Origin of the sequence: Ensifer adhaerens, assembly GCF_020035535.1 — a bacterium.
GTDB lineage: Bacteria > Pseudomonadota > Alphaproteobacteria > Rhizobiales > Rhizobiaceae > Ensifer.
The window spans coordinates 762,492-775,086 of the sequence record NZ_CP083350.1 but is presented as its reverse complement, the minus strand read 5'-3'; the positions used below and the strand labels follow the sequence as shown (position 1 = coordinate 775,086).

General features: G+C 63.6%; 14 protein-coding genes. 10 read left to right on the top strand and 4 right to left on the bottom strand.

Going from position 1 to position 12,595, the window contains the following annotated elements; all coding sequences use genetic code 11:
- Window positions 1-34 precede the first annotated feature (34 nt).
- Entirely contained in the window at window positions 35-1,207 is a 1,173-nt protein-coding gene (gene pobA / locus LAC81_RS23990) for a 4-hydroxybenzoate 3-monooxygenase (protein WP_223729661.1), read from the top strand.
- Between the two features lie 15 nt (window positions 1,208-1,222).
- On the opposite strand, the gene LAC81_RS23985 is transcribed toward pobA, so the two are convergent.
- Window positions 1,223-1,744 (bottom strand): GNAT family N-acetyltransferase, encoded by a 522-nt coding sequence (locus LAC81_RS23985; protein ID WP_223729660.1) that lies wholly within the window; start codon window positions 1,742-1,744, stop codon window positions 1,223-1,225.
- Between the two features lie 77 nt (window positions 1,745-1,821).
- Window positions 1,822-2,748, bottom strand: coding sequence for a pca operon transcription factor PcaQ (gene pcaQ, locus LAC81_RS23980; protein ID WP_223729659.1), 927 nt, complete (start codon window positions 2,746-2,748; stop codon window positions 1,822-1,824).
- Window positions 2,749-2,841: 93 nt separating this feature from the next.
- On the opposite strand from pcaQ, the gene pcaD reads away from it, so the two are divergent.
- From pcaD to LAC81_RS23955, 5 genes are all read left to right on the top strand, one after another.
- Window positions 2,842-3,654: a 3-oxoadipate enol-lactonase gene (pcaD, locus tag LAC81_RS23975; protein ID WP_223729658.1), complete on the top strand. Its 813-nt coding sequence runs from the start codon at window positions 2,842-2,844 to the stop codon at window positions 3,652-3,654.
- Complete coding sequence (gene pcaC, locus LAC81_RS23970; RefSeq protein WP_113539561.1) at window positions 3,647-4,051, top strand: 4-carboxymuconolactone decarboxylase; 405 nt, start codon at window positions 3,647-3,649, stop codon at window positions 4,049-4,051. The genes pcaD and pcaC overlap by 8 nt, the downstream gene beginning before the upstream one ends.
- Before the next feature lie 12 nt (window positions 4,052-4,063).
- The gene (gene pcaH / locus LAC81_RS23965) at window positions 4,064-4,813 is read left to right on the top strand and encodes a protocatechuate 3,4-dioxygenase subunit beta (RefSeq protein WP_223729657.1); all 750 of its coding nucleotides are present in this window, start codon (window positions 4,064-4,066) and stop codon (window positions 4,811-4,813) included.
- Window positions 4,813-5,427 carry a protocatechuate 3,4-dioxygenase subunit alpha gene (pcaG, locus tag LAC81_RS23960; RefSeq protein WP_223729656.1) on the top strand — a complete coding sequence of 205 codons (615 nt, stop codon included), beginning with the start codon at window positions 4,813-4,815 and terminating at the stop codon, window positions 5,425-5,427. Before pcaH ends, pcaG begins: the two co-directional genes overlap by 1 nt.
- A gap of 86 nt (window positions 5,428-5,513) precedes the next feature.
- The gene (locus LAC81_RS23955) at window positions 5,514-6,569 is read left to right on the top strand and encodes a 3-carboxy-cis,cis-muconate cycloisomerase (protein WP_223729655.1); all 1,056 of its coding nucleotides are present in this window, start codon (window positions 5,514-5,516) and stop codon (window positions 6,567-6,569) included.
- Window positions 6,570-6,589: 20 nt separating this feature from the next.
- Here LAC81_RS23955 and LAC81_RS23950 read toward each other — a convergent pair whose 3' ends face one another.
- Both LAC81_RS23950 and LAC81_RS23945 read right to left on the bottom strand, forming a co-directional pair.
- Window positions 6,590-7,327: a FadR/GntR family transcriptional regulator gene (locus LAC81_RS23950; RefSeq protein ID WP_223729654.1), complete on the bottom strand. Its 738-nt coding sequence runs from the start codon at window positions 7,325-7,327 to the stop codon at window positions 6,590-6,592.
- Window positions 7,328-7,413: 86 nt separating this feature from the next.
- Entirely contained in the window at window positions 7,414-8,208 is a 795-nt protein-coding gene (locus LAC81_RS23945; protein WP_223729653.1) for an NAD-dependent epimerase/dehydratase family protein, read from the bottom strand.
- Window positions 8,209-8,481: 273 nt separating this feature from the next.
- Here LAC81_RS23945 and kdgD point away from each other — a divergent pair, with 273 nt between their 5' ends.
- The 4 genes from kdgD to LAC81_RS23925 all read left to right on the top strand — a co-directional run bounded on the left by kdgD (window position 8,482) and on the right by LAC81_RS23925 (window position 12,529).
- Window positions 8,482-9,393, top strand: coding sequence for a 5-dehydro-4-deoxyglucarate dehydratase (kdgD, locus tag LAC81_RS23940; RefSeq protein WP_223729652.1), 912 nt, complete (start codon window positions 8,482-8,484; stop codon window positions 9,391-9,393).
- A 16-nt stretch (window positions 9,394-9,409) separates the two neighbouring features.
- The gene (locus tag LAC81_RS23935) at window positions 9,410-10,552 is read left to right on the top strand and encodes a mandelate racemase/muconate lactonizing enzyme family protein (RefSeq protein WP_223729651.1); all 1,143 of its coding nucleotides are present in this window, start codon (window positions 9,410-9,412) and stop codon (window positions 10,550-10,552) included.
- On the top strand, window positions 10,549-11,421 hold the full coding sequence (locus LAC81_RS23930) for an amidohydrolase family protein (protein ID WP_223729650.1): 873 nt from the start codon (window positions 10,549-10,551) through the stop codon (window positions 11,419-11,421). Before LAC81_RS23935 ends, LAC81_RS23930 begins: the two co-directional genes overlap by 4 nt.
- A gap of 130 nt (window positions 11,422-11,551) precedes the next feature.
- Window positions 11,552-12,529 carry a TRAP transporter substrate-binding protein gene (locus LAC81_RS23925; protein WP_113538791.1) on the top strand — a complete coding sequence of 326 codons (978 nt, stop codon included), beginning with the start codon at window positions 11,552-11,554 and terminating at the stop codon, window positions 12,527-12,529.
- The last annotated feature ends 66 nt before the right edge of the window (window positions 12,530-12,595 follow it).

Genomic DNA, 12,595 nt, shown 5'->3' with positions numbered 1-12,595 from the left:
ACAATTCTGCCGAAAGACAATGCCGGAGGAGAGCATGCGCACCAAGGTCGTCATCATCGGGTCGGGTCCATCGGGGCTGCTGCTTGGGCAATTGCTGACGGAGGCCGGCATCGACAATGTCATCCTCGATCGCGTGAGCAAGGACTATATCCTCGGCCGCGTGCGCGCCGGCGTGCTGGAGGAAGGGACGGTCGGTTTGATGGATCGCGCCAGGGCCGGCGCGCGGATGCACAAGGAGGGGCTGCCGCATGACGGCTTCTCGCTCGCCTTCGACGGCCGTGACCACCGCATCGATCTGTTGCATCTCACCGGCGGCAAACGCGTGATGGTCTATGGCCAGACGGAACTGACGCGCGACCTGATGGAGCGCCGCGAACAATCCGGCGCGACGACGATCTATGAGGTCGCCCATGTCGAGCCGCATGATTTTGACGGCCATCTGCCCTACGTCACCTTTGAGAAGGATGGCGCAACCCAGCGCATCGACTGCGACTTCATCGCTGGCTGCGACGGCTTTCACGGTGTCAGCCGCAAGTCAGTGCCCGAAAAGGCGTTGCACACCTTCGAAAAGGTCTACCCCTTCGGCTGGCTCGGTATCCTCGCCGACGTGCCGCCGGTCGATCACGAACTTATTTATGCCAACCATCCGCGTGGCTTTGCGCTTTGCTCGATGCGCTCCCAGACGCGCAGCCGCTACTACATTCAATGCGCGGTGAGCGAAAAGATCGAAGACTGGTCCGACGACCGCTTCTGGGATGAGTTGCGCCGGCGGCTGCCGCAGCATCATGCCGAGGCGATGGTGACCGGACCGTCTTTCGAGAAGTCGATCGCGCCGCTCCGATCATTTGTCGCCGAGCCGATGCGTTTCGGCCGGCTCTTTCTGGTCGGCGATGCCGCCCATATCGTTCCGCCGACGGGCGCGAAGGGGCTGAATCTCGCGGCCAGCGACGTGCATTATCTCTTCGAAGGGCTGCTCGAGCACTATCAGGACCGCTCGAATGCCGGCGTCGACGCTTACTCCGCACGGGCCCTTGCGCGCGTCTGGAAGGCGGTGCGTTTCTCCTGGTGGATGACGACGATGCTGCACCGCTTTCCGGACACCGGGGATTTCGACCAGCGCATCCAGGAAGCCGAGCTCGACTACCTCACCCATTCGGTTGCCGCCGAGACGGTGCTTGCCGAGAATTATGTTGGGCTGCCGTACTGACGTTTCGCCGCGCCGTCAGTTCCACTCGTTCCTGAGCAGGCCGTAGATCGCCGTGTCCCAACGGGCGTTACCGACCTTGGCCGAGGATCGCCGCACGCCTTCCTCGCGAAAGCCGAGGCTGCGGTAGGTGCGGATTGCCGCCTCGTTGAACGTGTAGACGTTGAGTTCCAGTCGCTCGAAGGCAGGGTTGGCGAAGAAGCGGCTGGTTACCTCGCGCAGGAATGGCTGGGCGAGGCCCCGGCCGCGCATGCGCGGATTGATGGCGACCCGGCTGAGACGGCCGAGACCGTTCTGCCAATCGAGTGCTACCTGCGCATGGCCGGCAAGCTTGTCGTCGACCAGACCGGCGAACATGGACCGCCCGGGTTCGGCGCCAAAGGTTTCCGCGATCATGGCATCGAGCTGCCCCGCCTCGAGCGGGAAGGACAGGCCGGGGCCGCCCCATTGCACCAGCGCTTCGAGGTTCGAGAACCAGTCGAGCATTTCGGGAATGTGGCTTTGGGAAAAGCCTTCAACGAGAAGCGGAGAGGTCGGCATCAGGTCACCAGTCTGTCGGGCCCGCAATCTCGGTTGCCGGCCGGGGCTTGTAAAGCCGCGAATTCCGGGCATGCGGCTCAGAGTTTGGAGGCGACGTCGGTGGCCGCCTCGCGAATGGTCTGCATCAGGATGGACAGGGCCAGTGTCGGTGCCGCATCGGCGCGCATGGTAAGCCCAACCGGGCCCTTGGTCTCGCTGGTGTCGATTGGCAGGATGGCGATCGTTCCATCGTCGACGTCGCTGGCGACCACGCCGGCCGAAATGATCCAGATCGCATCGCTCGCCCGGACGAAGGCGCGGCCAAAGGCGTCGGACACGGTCTCGATCTGGTTCGGCAGGCTGGCGATGCCGTTGGTGATCAGGAAGCGCTCGACGAAAGGGCGAATGATCGAGGCGCGCGTCGGCATCAGCACCGGGAAATCCGCAAGCCGTGCAAAGGTGGAATGCGCGCCTGAAAGCAGCGGATGCCCGGCGCGCACGGCAAAAACCACTTGCTCGGAATAGAGGTGCTCGAAGGAAAAGCCCGTCATTTTCTCCGGTGCCGCAAGCCGCCCGACGACCAGATCAAGATCGCCGACGCGCAATTGCTCGAGGAGCACGGCGTTTTCGCCGGTGACGATCTTGATGCGGGCGCCGGTATCCTCCTTGAGGAAGAGCGTCATGGCGAGCGGCATGATCCGTGTCGAGACCGTCGGCAGCGCGCCGACCCTGACCGGAACGCCGTCGCCGTCGCGTTCCTGCGAGACGGAATCGAGCCCCTGCCGCAGGGCCGTCAGCGCTGCACCGGCGTGGCGCAGGAACACCTCGCCATAACGTGTTATCTTGATACCGCGCCCGTCGCGCTCGAAGACCGCGACGCCAAGTACCTCTTCGAGCTCGCGGATCGTCTTGGTTACGGCCGGTTGGCTGACATGCAGCAGTTCGGCCGCCTTCATGACGCTCTTCTGCCGGGAGACCTCGACAAAAGTCTGCAGATGGCGAAACTTGACCCGGGCGTCGATCATGGAATTCATAACCCTCAAGTTAATGAAATGCCATGAAATATCATTTTACCTAACCAGATTAAATATCCAATTTGGTGGCGGAGGAGAGAGCCCGTGCAGTTTGCCCGCATCAACGACATCACGATCCACTACCAGGTGATCGGCGCGACCGGCGACCGTCCGGTGCTGGTTTTTGCCAATTCGCTCGGCACGGATTTTCGTATCTGGCGCGACGTTATCGTCCGGCTCGCCGGCGATTATGCCATCGTCCTCTATGACAAGCGCGGCCATGGCCTCTCCGATATCGGTCCGATCCCTTACGCGATCGAGGATCACGCCAACGACCTAGCCGGCCTGCTCGATATGCTCTCGGTCAAGCAGGCGATCGTCTGCGGTCTTTCGGTCGGCGGGTTGATTGCGCAGTCGCTCTACCAGCGCCGGCCCGATCTTGTGCGTGCGCTGGTACTTTGCGACACGGCACACAAGATCGGTACGGCCGAGATGTGGGCGGCGCGCATCGCTGCCATCGAGGAACACGGCATCGAAGGGATCGCCGACGGTGTGCTCGAACGCTGGTTCACCCCGGCCTTCCGCCGGCCAGAAAACACCGCCTATGCCGGCTACCGCAACATGCTAGTGCGCCAGCCGGTGACCGGATACATCGCCACCTGCGCCGCCATCCGCGATGCCGATTACACCGAGGCCGCCGCCCGCATCGCGGTGCCCACGCTCTGTGTCGTCGGCGACCAGGACGGCTCGACGCCGCCGGATGTGGTGCTTGCGACTGCCCGCCTCATCCCGGGAGCCCGCTACGAAGTCATCCGCGATGCCGGTCACATTCCCTGCGTCGAAAACCCTGAAACCTTGACCGCGGTGCTTCGCGCCTTCTTTGAAATCGCAATGCATGGAGACAAGACCCATGAGTGACGCTTCTGCGCCCTCCGACCGCTATCGCCAGGGCATGGCCACGCGCCGGGCCGTGCTCGGCGACAATCACGTGGATCGGACGCAGTCGGGTTCCACCGAATTCGATCGCCCCTTTCAGGAGTTGATCACCGAAGCGGCCTGGGGCCATGTCTGGTCCCGGCCGACCTGGACGAAGCGCGAGCGCTCGATCGTGACGATCGCCCTGCTCGCCGCCCTCGGCCAGGACGACGAGGTGGCCATGCACGTGCGGGCGACGACCAACACCGGCGCAAGCCGCGAGGATATCTGCGAGGCGCTGCTGCATGTGGCGATCTATGCCGGCGTGCCGGCGGCCAACCACGCGATCAAGATCGCCAAGCAGGTGTTCGCCGAGATCGATGCCGGCAAGGCGGCCTGACGGGAGAAGATGATGTCCGACAGAACGAACGGAAAGCCGGAGACCGGCGCCTTCTTCCCGCGCGACCGTGAGTGGCACGCGCCGGCGCTGACGCCGGGCTACAAGACCTCGGTGCTGCGCTCGCCGCAGAAGGCGCTCCTGTCGCTCGACGGCACGATCTCGGAAATCACCGGTCCGGTCTTCGGTCATTCTATGATCGGCGAACTCGACAACGATCTGATCCACAATTTCGCGCGGGCGGGCGAAAGCGCCATCGGCGAGCGCATCATCGTTCATGGCCGGGTACTCGACGAGCGCGGGCGCGCGGTGCCGGGGGCGTTGCTGGAATTCTGGCAGGCCAATGCCGGCGGCCGATACCGCCACAAGAAGGAAAGCTATCTCGCGCCGCTCGACCCGAACTTCGGCGGCTGCGGCCGCACGATCACCGATGAAGACGGCTTTTACAGCTTCCGTACGATCAAGCCGGGCCCCTATCCCTGGCCAAATGGCGTCAACGACTGGCGTCCGGCCCACATTCATTTCTCGGTCTTCGGCCACGGTTTTGCGCAGCGTCTGATCACCCAGATGTATTTCGAGGGTGACCCGATGATCTGGAAGTGTCCGATCGTCAACACGATCCCCGATCGCCAGGCGATCGAACAACTGATCGCGCCGCTCGACTGGGCAAACACGATCCCGTTCGATGCCCGTGCTTACAAATTCGACATCGTGCTGCGCGGACGCCGCTCGACGCTGTTCGAGAACCGGCTGGAGGGCAACTGATGGTGCAGCAACTTGGATATCTCAAGGAGACGCCCTCGCAGACTGCCGGTCCCTATGTGCATATCGGGCTGACGCCGAATTTCTGCGGCATTGGCGGCGTCTATGAAACGGACCTCGGCACACGGATGGTGAACGATGAGACGCTCGGCGAGCGTATCAACATAACCGGCCGCGTGATCGATGGGGCCGGTGCGCCGCTGAAGGACGCGCTCATCGAGATCTGGCAGGCGGACGCGGCAGGTTTCCATAACTCGCCAACCGAAATGCGCGGCTCGGCGGACCCGAACTTCTCCGGCTGGGGGCGCTGTCCGACCGGCGCCGAAGACGGCGTCTTCGCCTTCGAGACCGTAAAGCCTGGGCGCGTACCGTTCAAGGACGGCCGACCGATGGCGCCGCACATCACCTTCTGGATCGTCGCTCGCGGCATCAATATCGGGCTGCACACGCGCATGTACTTCCCCGAAGAGACGGAAGCGAATGCTCTCGATCCGCTCCTCGCGCGGATTGAACATCGCCATCGCGTTGCGACGCTTGTCGCAACCGGAGCGGCGCCTAATTATGTTTTTGACATTCACCTGCAGGGTGAGAAGGAAACGGTCTTCCTCGACATCTGAACAGGAATGTCACGCCTGGACATGGGGGCTTGGATGCCCTCATGCAGCAGGTGGCATTTCGTTCGGCAAGCAGAAACGGGGAAACCATGACCTATTCCGCCTTCGACCATCCTTATCTCTCGGGGCTTCTGGGTGATGAGGCGGTTGCCGCCGAGTTTTCGGCCTCCGCCGACATCCACGCGATGCTCGCCTTCGAGGCGGCGCTGGCACGGGCGGAAGCCGTGCACGGGATCATCCCGGCGAGCGCGGCCGACCGAATTACCGAGGCTTGCCGTGCTTTCTCGCCCGATGTGATCGCGCTCAAGCGCGCCATGGGTGTGGATGGGGTGGTCGTGCCGGAACTCGTCCGGCAATTGCGCGCTGCCGTCGGTCGTGAGGTTGCCGAATATGTGCACTATGGCGCGACCAGCCAGGACGTCATCGACACCAGCCTGATGTTGCGGATGAAGGCGGTTGCCGAGCTTTTCGCCGTCCGCCTCGGCAATGTCGTCTCGGTGCTCGAAGAATGCGACAGCGAATGGGGCGATCATTCGCTGATGGGGCGGACCCGGATGCAGGCGGCAATCCCGATCACGGTATCGGACCGGCTGCGCAGCTGGATCGAGCCGCTGCTCGACCATAAGGACCGTCTTGAGGCGATGGACCGCGATCTCTTCGCCGTCCAGTTCGGAGGCGCTGCCGGGACGCTCGATAAACTTGAGGGCCGGGCCGACGACGTGCGTGCGACGCTTGCAGAAGAACTGGGGCTCGCCGATTTTCCGCAATGGCATAGCCAGCGTTCCGAGGTGGCGGACTTTGCCAATGCGCTTTCGCTGGTGACCGGCAGCCTCGGCAAGTTCGGCCAGGATATCGCGTTGATGGCGCAGCAGGGCGATGAAATCGAGCTCGCCGGTGGCGGTGCTTCCTCGGCAATGGCCCACAAGCAGAACCCGGTCGCGGCCGAGGTTCTGGTGTCATTGGCGCGGTTCAATGCGACCCAGCTCTCCGGTATGCATCATGCGCTGGTCCACGAGCAGGAACGCTCCGGGGCGGCGTGGACGCTCGAATGGCTGATCATGCCGCAGATGGCCGGGGCGACCGCGGCCGCTCTTCGCCTGGCTGCCGAACTTGCGAGCAACATACGCCGCCTCGGCAGCGCCTGAGGGCGCTGGCCGCCTGTTGCTCAGCGCGCCGCGCGCAACATCGAACGATAACGAACCTGGCTGTTCTTGAGATGCTGGCGCATGGCGCTGCGCGCCTGCTCCTCGTCGCCGTCCTGGATCGCGACGAGAATGGCCTCGTGCTCAGCGATCAGTCGCGACAACTCCTCTGACGCCAGCACGGTTTCTTCGCCGCTCTCCGATACTGCCCGGCGGGGAATGAGCGCCGTGCCCAGCATCTGCAGGAATTGGCCGAAGCGCGGGTTGTTGGTCGCCTGGGCGATCGCGAGATGGAAGTTGAAATCGGCCTCCGCAGTCGGGCGTCCTTCGGCGGCGCTCGCGCAGAAGCTGTCGAACGCCTCGACGATCTTTTCTTCCTGCGCCGGCGAGCGACGAAGGGCCGCCAGTGCGGCCGCGTCACCTTCGACTGCAGTTCTGAGCTCCAGCATTTCTATCAGCGAGGAGACGCGCGCCAGATCGATGCCGTGGAACGGCATTGCCGCCGTCGGAGCCGGTTCCAGCACGAAGACCCCGATGCCGTGCCTCGCTTCGACCAGCCCGCCGGAGCGCAGTGCCGCGATTGCTTCGCGCACGACCGTGCGGCTCACGCCGAACTCCTGGGTAAGCTGCGCCTCCGAAGGCAGGCGATCGCCCGGCTTGTAGTGCCCGCTGCTGATCTGGCCGCTGAGGGCATCCGTCATTTTGGCCACCAGCGTCCTGCCTTGTGGCGTTGTGTTGTCGGGGGCGGTGACGTTGCTCATGGGCGTGGCCGTTTCTCGAACTTGGTTTGCGTTTCTGGATACGCCATTGCCGATCCTCGGCGCAATCCACTGCCAAGGCTTGAGGCCTATTCCTCGAAGATCGGGTCATCGACGAAAGCGCCGCCCTGATAGCGCACGAGCGCGTCGCTCGGCTGCGGTTTCGGGCTATTGGCGGCAACCTTGTCGCGGAAAACCTCGGCATTGTCCTTCGGTCGCCAGCCGAGCCATCCGATGTGCGAATTGTCCCACCAGCCGGCGTCGTTGGCCGACGCGCCCCAGATGACCGGGCAGCCGAGAACGGGCGCGCGGAACACGGCCTCGGTCAGGGAGGCGAAATCGTCGTGCGAGAGCCAGGTGGAGAGCATGCGGTAGTTGACCGGTTCCGGCACGCAGGAGCCGATCCGGAGCAGGGCAGTCTCCTGGCCGAACTTGTCGAAATACATCCGGGCAAGCGCTTCGCCGAAGCATTTGGAGACGCCGTAAAGTCCGTCCGGCCGATAAGGCGCATCTGGGCCGAGCCGTTCGCTCTGCGGGTAGTAGCCGATCGTGTGGTTGGTGCTGGCGAACAGGATGCGTGGCTGATGGTGGGCGCGAGCCGCCTCGTAGAGGTTGTAGAGGCCGAGGATGTTGGCGTCGAGAATCTCCGAGAAGGGCCGCTCGACGGAGATGCCGCCGAGATGCACGATCGCATCGCAACCGGCCACGAGACTGTTGACGGCGCTGGCATCGGCGAGGTCGCACTGAACGCATTCTTCGTTTTCGGCGGGCGGATCGAGCGGCGCCCGATCAGACAGACGGATTGTCTTGGCCAGTGGCGCGAGCTTTTTACGCATGACGCGACCCAGTTGGCCCGCTGCACCGGTGATCAGAAGTCGTTCCATCGCCTGTCCTCCCTCATGCCGGCGAAAGGGCGTCCCACTCGCATTTTTCAGCATGTCATACAATATCGGCTAACATATAATACATCTTTCGCGCAATACCGGTGCGTCGCCCATGCATTGCATTCTGCGGCGATGCGTTCCGCATGCAACGTGGTCTTTGCGAGAAGAAAGCCAAATCCATCTGTCATATGACAACATATATTATGAGATATTGACATGTGTGTGATGACTTGCTTAGTAAGGCGCGTCGAGTTTTAGGGAGGCCCCCACGAAATGACCCCTGAAGAGATCAAGGCCGCGCTAGGTTCAGGCCTCCTTTCCTTCCCGGTGACGCATTTCGATGCCGAGGGCCGTTTCGCGCCGGACAGCTACCGGGCGCATGTCGAATGGCTGGCCGGCTACAGGGCGCCGGTGCTGTTTGCCGCCGGTGGCACTGGCGAGTTCTTCTCGCTGAAGCCGGACGAAATCCCCGGCATCGTCCGGGCCGCCAAGGATGTTGCCGGCGATACGGCGATCGTATCCGGCTGCGGCTACGGCACCGAGATGGCGGTCGATATCGCCCGCTCGGTCGAGCGTGTCGGCGCCGACGGCATCCTGCTTCTGCCGCACTACCTGATCGATGCGCCGCAGGAAGGTCTCTACGCCCATGTGAAGAAGATCTGCCAGTCGGTCGGCATCGGCGTCATGGTCTATAACCGCGACAACTCGGTGCTGCAGGCCGATACGCTGGCGCGTCTCTGCGACGAATGCCCGAACCTGATCGGCTTCAAGGACGGCACCGGCGATATCGGTCTGGTGCGCCAGGTCACCGCCAAGATGGGCGACCGGCTGATGTATCTCGGCGGCATGCCGACGGCCGAGCTCTTTGCCGAAGCCTATCTCGGCGCCGGCTTCACCACCTATTCGTCGGCCGTCTTCAACTTCGTGCCCGGTCTTGCCAACGAGTTCTACGCCGCCCTTCGCAGCGGCGACCGCGCCACCTGCGAGCGCATCCTCACGGATTTCTTCTATCCGTTCATGGCGATCCGCAACCGCGCCAAGGGCTATGCGGTGTCGGCGATCAAGGCGGGCGTGCGGCTGCAGGGTTTCAATGCCGGTCCGGTCCGTGCGCCGCTCAAGGACCTCAGCGACGACGAAGTCGCAATGCTCGACGCGCTGATCGGCGCAAACAAGCGCCACAAGTGAGCGCGGGGGATAGCCCATGAAGATCGTCGCCGTCCGCACCCACCTCCTCGAACATCGCCTGGCCGTGCCCTTCGAAAGCGCGTCCATGCGCTTTGATCGCCGCGCCCATGTGCTGGTGGAGATCGAATGCGACGATGGGACTATCGGCTGGGGCGAATGCCTGGGGCCGGCGCGGCCGAATGCCGCCGTGGTCGCGGCCTATTCCCCCTGGCTGATCGGTCAGGATCCGCGCCAGACGGAAAAGCTCTGGGCGATCCTCTACAATGCGCTTCGTGATCAGGGGCAGCGCGGTCTGACGATCACGGCGCTGTCCGGCATCGACATCGCGCTCTGGGACATCAAGGGCAAACACTACGGCGCCTCGGTCTCCATGCTGCTCGGCGGCCGCTGGCGCGAAAGCGTTCGCGCCTACGCCACCGGCAGCTTCAAGCGCGATGGCGTCGATCGCGTCTCCGACAATGCGTTGGAGATGGCGGAGCGGCGGGCGCAGGGCTTTCACGCCTGCAAGATCAAGATCGGTTTCGGCGTCGACGAAGACCTGCGCGTCATCCGCGCGGTGCGTGAGGCGATCGGCGACGACATGCGGCTGATGATCGACGCCAATCACGGCTACACGGTTACGGAGGCGGTCCGGCTCGGCAAGGCTGCGGCCGAGTACGACATCGACTGGTTCGAGGAGCCGGTCGTTCCGGAACAGCTTTCCGCCTATCGCGAAGTCAGGGCGGGCCAGCCGATACCGATCGCCGGCGGCGAGACCTGGCACACGCGCTACGGCATGTGGCCGGCGATCGAAAGCCGCGCCGTCGATATCGTGCAGCCGGACCTCTGCGGTTGTGGCGGATTCTCCGAAATGGCGAAGATCGCAAGCCTTGCGACCCTGCATGGCGTTCGGGTGGTTCCGCATGTCTGGGGCACCGCCGTTCACCTTGCCGCAGCACTGCAGTTCATGGCGGCGATGACGCCCGACCCGGTGCGGGTAAACCCGATCGAGCCGATCATGGAGTTCGATCGCACCGACAATCCGTTCCGGCAGGCTGTGTTGAAGACGCCGATCGAAGCGGTCAACGGCGTCGTCGCCATCCCCGACGCACCCGGTCTCGGGATCGAGATCAATCGCGACGCACTCGCCCAGTTCAAGATGCCCGAGATCGCAAAATGATCGAACGCATCCTGACCGGCCGCCCGCCTGAACCCCGCCTGCCGAAGGGCACGGTCGATACGCAGATGCACATGTACCTGCCGGGCTTCCCCTCGCTTCCGGGAGGTCCGCCTTTGCCTGTCGAACCGTTGCCGGATGCTTTGGCCTATCGCCAGGTGATGGCCTGGCTCGGCATCGACAGGGTGATCATCACCCAGGGCAACGCCCACCAGCGGGACAATGCCAATACGCTCGCCTGCGTGGCCGAGATGGGGGATACCGCGCGTGCCGTCGTCGTCATCGACGAAACCACGTCCGATGCGGACATGCGCGCACTCGGCGAAGCCGGTGCCGTCGGTGCGCGCATCATGGACCTGCCGGGTGGAGCGGTGGGGCTCGATGCGCTGGAGGCGGTCGATGCGCGGGCCCATGCTGCGGACTGGATGATCGCCGTGCAGTTCGACGGCAACAGGCTGCGCGATCACCTGCCGCGGCTGGAGCGTATGCGGTCGCGCTGGGTGTTCGATCATCACGGCAAGTTCTTTGCCGGGCTCGATCCGGATGGACCCGAGATCGTGGCGCTCCTGAAGCTGATCGATCGCGGCAATGTCTGGTTCAAGTTCGCGGGTGTCTACGAAAGTTCGCGCGCGGGTTGGCCCTATGAGGACGTGGCCGCCTTCTCGCGCAGGATCGCGGATCACGCCCCGGAACGCATCATCTGGGGCTCGAACTGGCCGCACAACATGATCCGGAAATCGGAAGATTATCCTGATGACGCGCGGCTCGCCGAACTGGTGCTCGGCTGGCTTGGCGATGACCGGGCACGGCATCTGGCCCTCGTCGAAAACCCGGAACGCCTGTTCAAACTGCCCGCCTTCGCGGCGGCGTGATTTCTGCCCGCGACGGGAGCTGGGAGGCTCCCTGTCGGGCCCGAGGACATGGAGATTTCGAATGCCGGCCCGGAGGGGCAGCAACTCGGTCTTGGGAGAGGCCGAAGCACGACTAGAGGAGGAGGAAAACATGAAGAAAATTGCAAGCATGCTTTGCGTCGCCATGGGGCTGGCGTTTGCCGGCACAGCGGCGCAGGCGCAGGAAATCACCCTGCGTTCGGCGGACATCCATCCGGACGGCTACCCGACGGTCGAGGCCGTCAAATACATGGGGCAACTGCTCTCCGAGCGCACCAACGGGCGGATCAAAGTCGAGGTCATGAACAATGGCGTGCTCGGCGGCGAGAAGGACACGATCGAGCAGACACGCTTCGGCGTCATCGACATGAACCGTGTGAACGCCGCGCCGTTCAACAACCTCGTCAAGGAGACGATGGTTCTCGGCATGCCGTTCCTGTTCCGCTCCACCGAGCACATGCACAAGACGGTGGATGGCCCGATCGGCGACGAGGTGTTGGCAGCGTTCGAGCCCCATGGTCTCATCGGCCTGGCTTTCTACGATTCGGGCGCCCGTTCCTTCTACACCACCAAAAAGCCGATCGAAAAACTGGCCGATCTCAAGGGCCTGAAGATCCGCGTGCAGCAATCCGATCTCTGGATCGCCATGATGCAGGCCTTCGGCGCCAACCCCACGCCGATGCCGATGGGTGAGGTCTACTCTTCGCTTGAGACCGGGGTCGTCGATGGCGCCGAGAACAACTGGCCGTCCTACGAGTCCGCCCGCCATTTCGAGGTCGCCAAGAACTATTCGCTCACCGAACATTCGCTCAACCCTGAAATCCTGGTCATTTCCAAGATGAGCTGGGACAAGCTTTCCCCCGAGGATCAGGCCCTGGTTCGCCAGGCGGCCAAGGACTCCGTCGGCAAGATGCGCGAGCTCTGGAGCGCCCGCGAAAAGGTCTCAGAAGAAAAGGTCCGCGCCGCCGGTGCGAACGTCATCAAGGTCGACAAGGAAGAGTTCGCCGCCGCCATGGGCCCGGTCTACGACCAGTTCGTCAGCGACCCGAAACTCAAGGACCTCCTCGAGCGGGTGAAGGCAGTCAAGTGACGGCAGTGGGGCCGGTTCCAGGATTGGAGCCGGCCTTCGCAACTGTTCATCGGATCGCCTTTGCGG

What these genes read in the sequence shown, in the direction of transcription:
- pobA (WP_223729661.1), top strand. Translation starts at nt 35, where the DNA reads ATGCGCACCAAGGTCGTCATCATCGGGTCGGGTCCATCGGGGCTGCTG.
- LAC81_RS23985 (WP_223729660.1), bottom strand. Translation starts at nt 1,744, where the DNA reads ATGCCGACCTCTCCGCTTCTCGTTGAAGGCTTTTCCCAAAGCCACATT.
- pcaQ (WP_223729659.1), bottom strand. Translation starts at nt 2,748, where the DNA reads ATGATCGACGCCCGGGTCAAGTTTCGCCATCTGCAGACTTTTGTCGAG.
- pcaC (WP_113539561.1), top strand. Translation starts at nt 3,647, where the DNA reads ATGAGTGACGCTTCTGCGCCCTCCGACCGCTATCGCCAGGGCATGGCC.
- pcaH (WP_223729657.1), top strand. Translation starts at nt 4,064, where the DNA reads ATGTCCGACAGAACGAACGGAAAGCCGGAGACCGGCGCCTTCTTCCCG.
- pcaG (WP_223729656.1), top strand. Translation starts at nt 4,813, where the DNA reads ATGGTGCAGCAACTTGGATATCTCAAGGAGACGCCCTCGCAGACTGCC.
- LAC81_RS23955 (WP_223729655.1), top strand. Translation starts at nt 5,514, where the DNA reads ATGACCTATTCCGCCTTCGACCATCCTTATCTCTCGGGGCTTCTGGGT.
- LAC81_RS23950 (WP_223729654.1), bottom strand. Translation starts at nt 7,327, where the DNA reads ATGAGCAACGTCACCGCCCCCGACAACACAACGCCACAAGGCAGGACG.
- LAC81_RS23945 (WP_223729653.1), bottom strand. Translation starts at nt 8,208, where the DNA reads ATGGAACGACTTCTGATCACCGGTGCAGCGGGCCAACTGGGTCGCGTC.
- kdgD (WP_223729652.1), top strand. Translation starts at nt 8,482, where the DNA reads ATGACCCCTGAAGAGATCAAGGCCGCGCTAGGTTCAGGCCTCCTTTCC.
- LAC81_RS23935 (WP_223729651.1), top strand. Translation starts at nt 9,410, where the DNA reads ATGAAGATCGTCGCCGTCCGCACCCACCTCCTCGAACATCGCCTGGCC.
- LAC81_RS23930 (WP_223729650.1), top strand. Translation starts at nt 10,549, where the DNA reads ATGATCGAACGCATCCTGACCGGCCGCCCGCCTGAACCCCGCCTGCCG.
- LAC81_RS23925 (WP_113538791.1), top strand. Translation starts at nt 11,552, where the DNA reads ATGAAGAAAATTGCAAGCATGCTTTGCGTCGCCATGGGGCTGGCGTTT.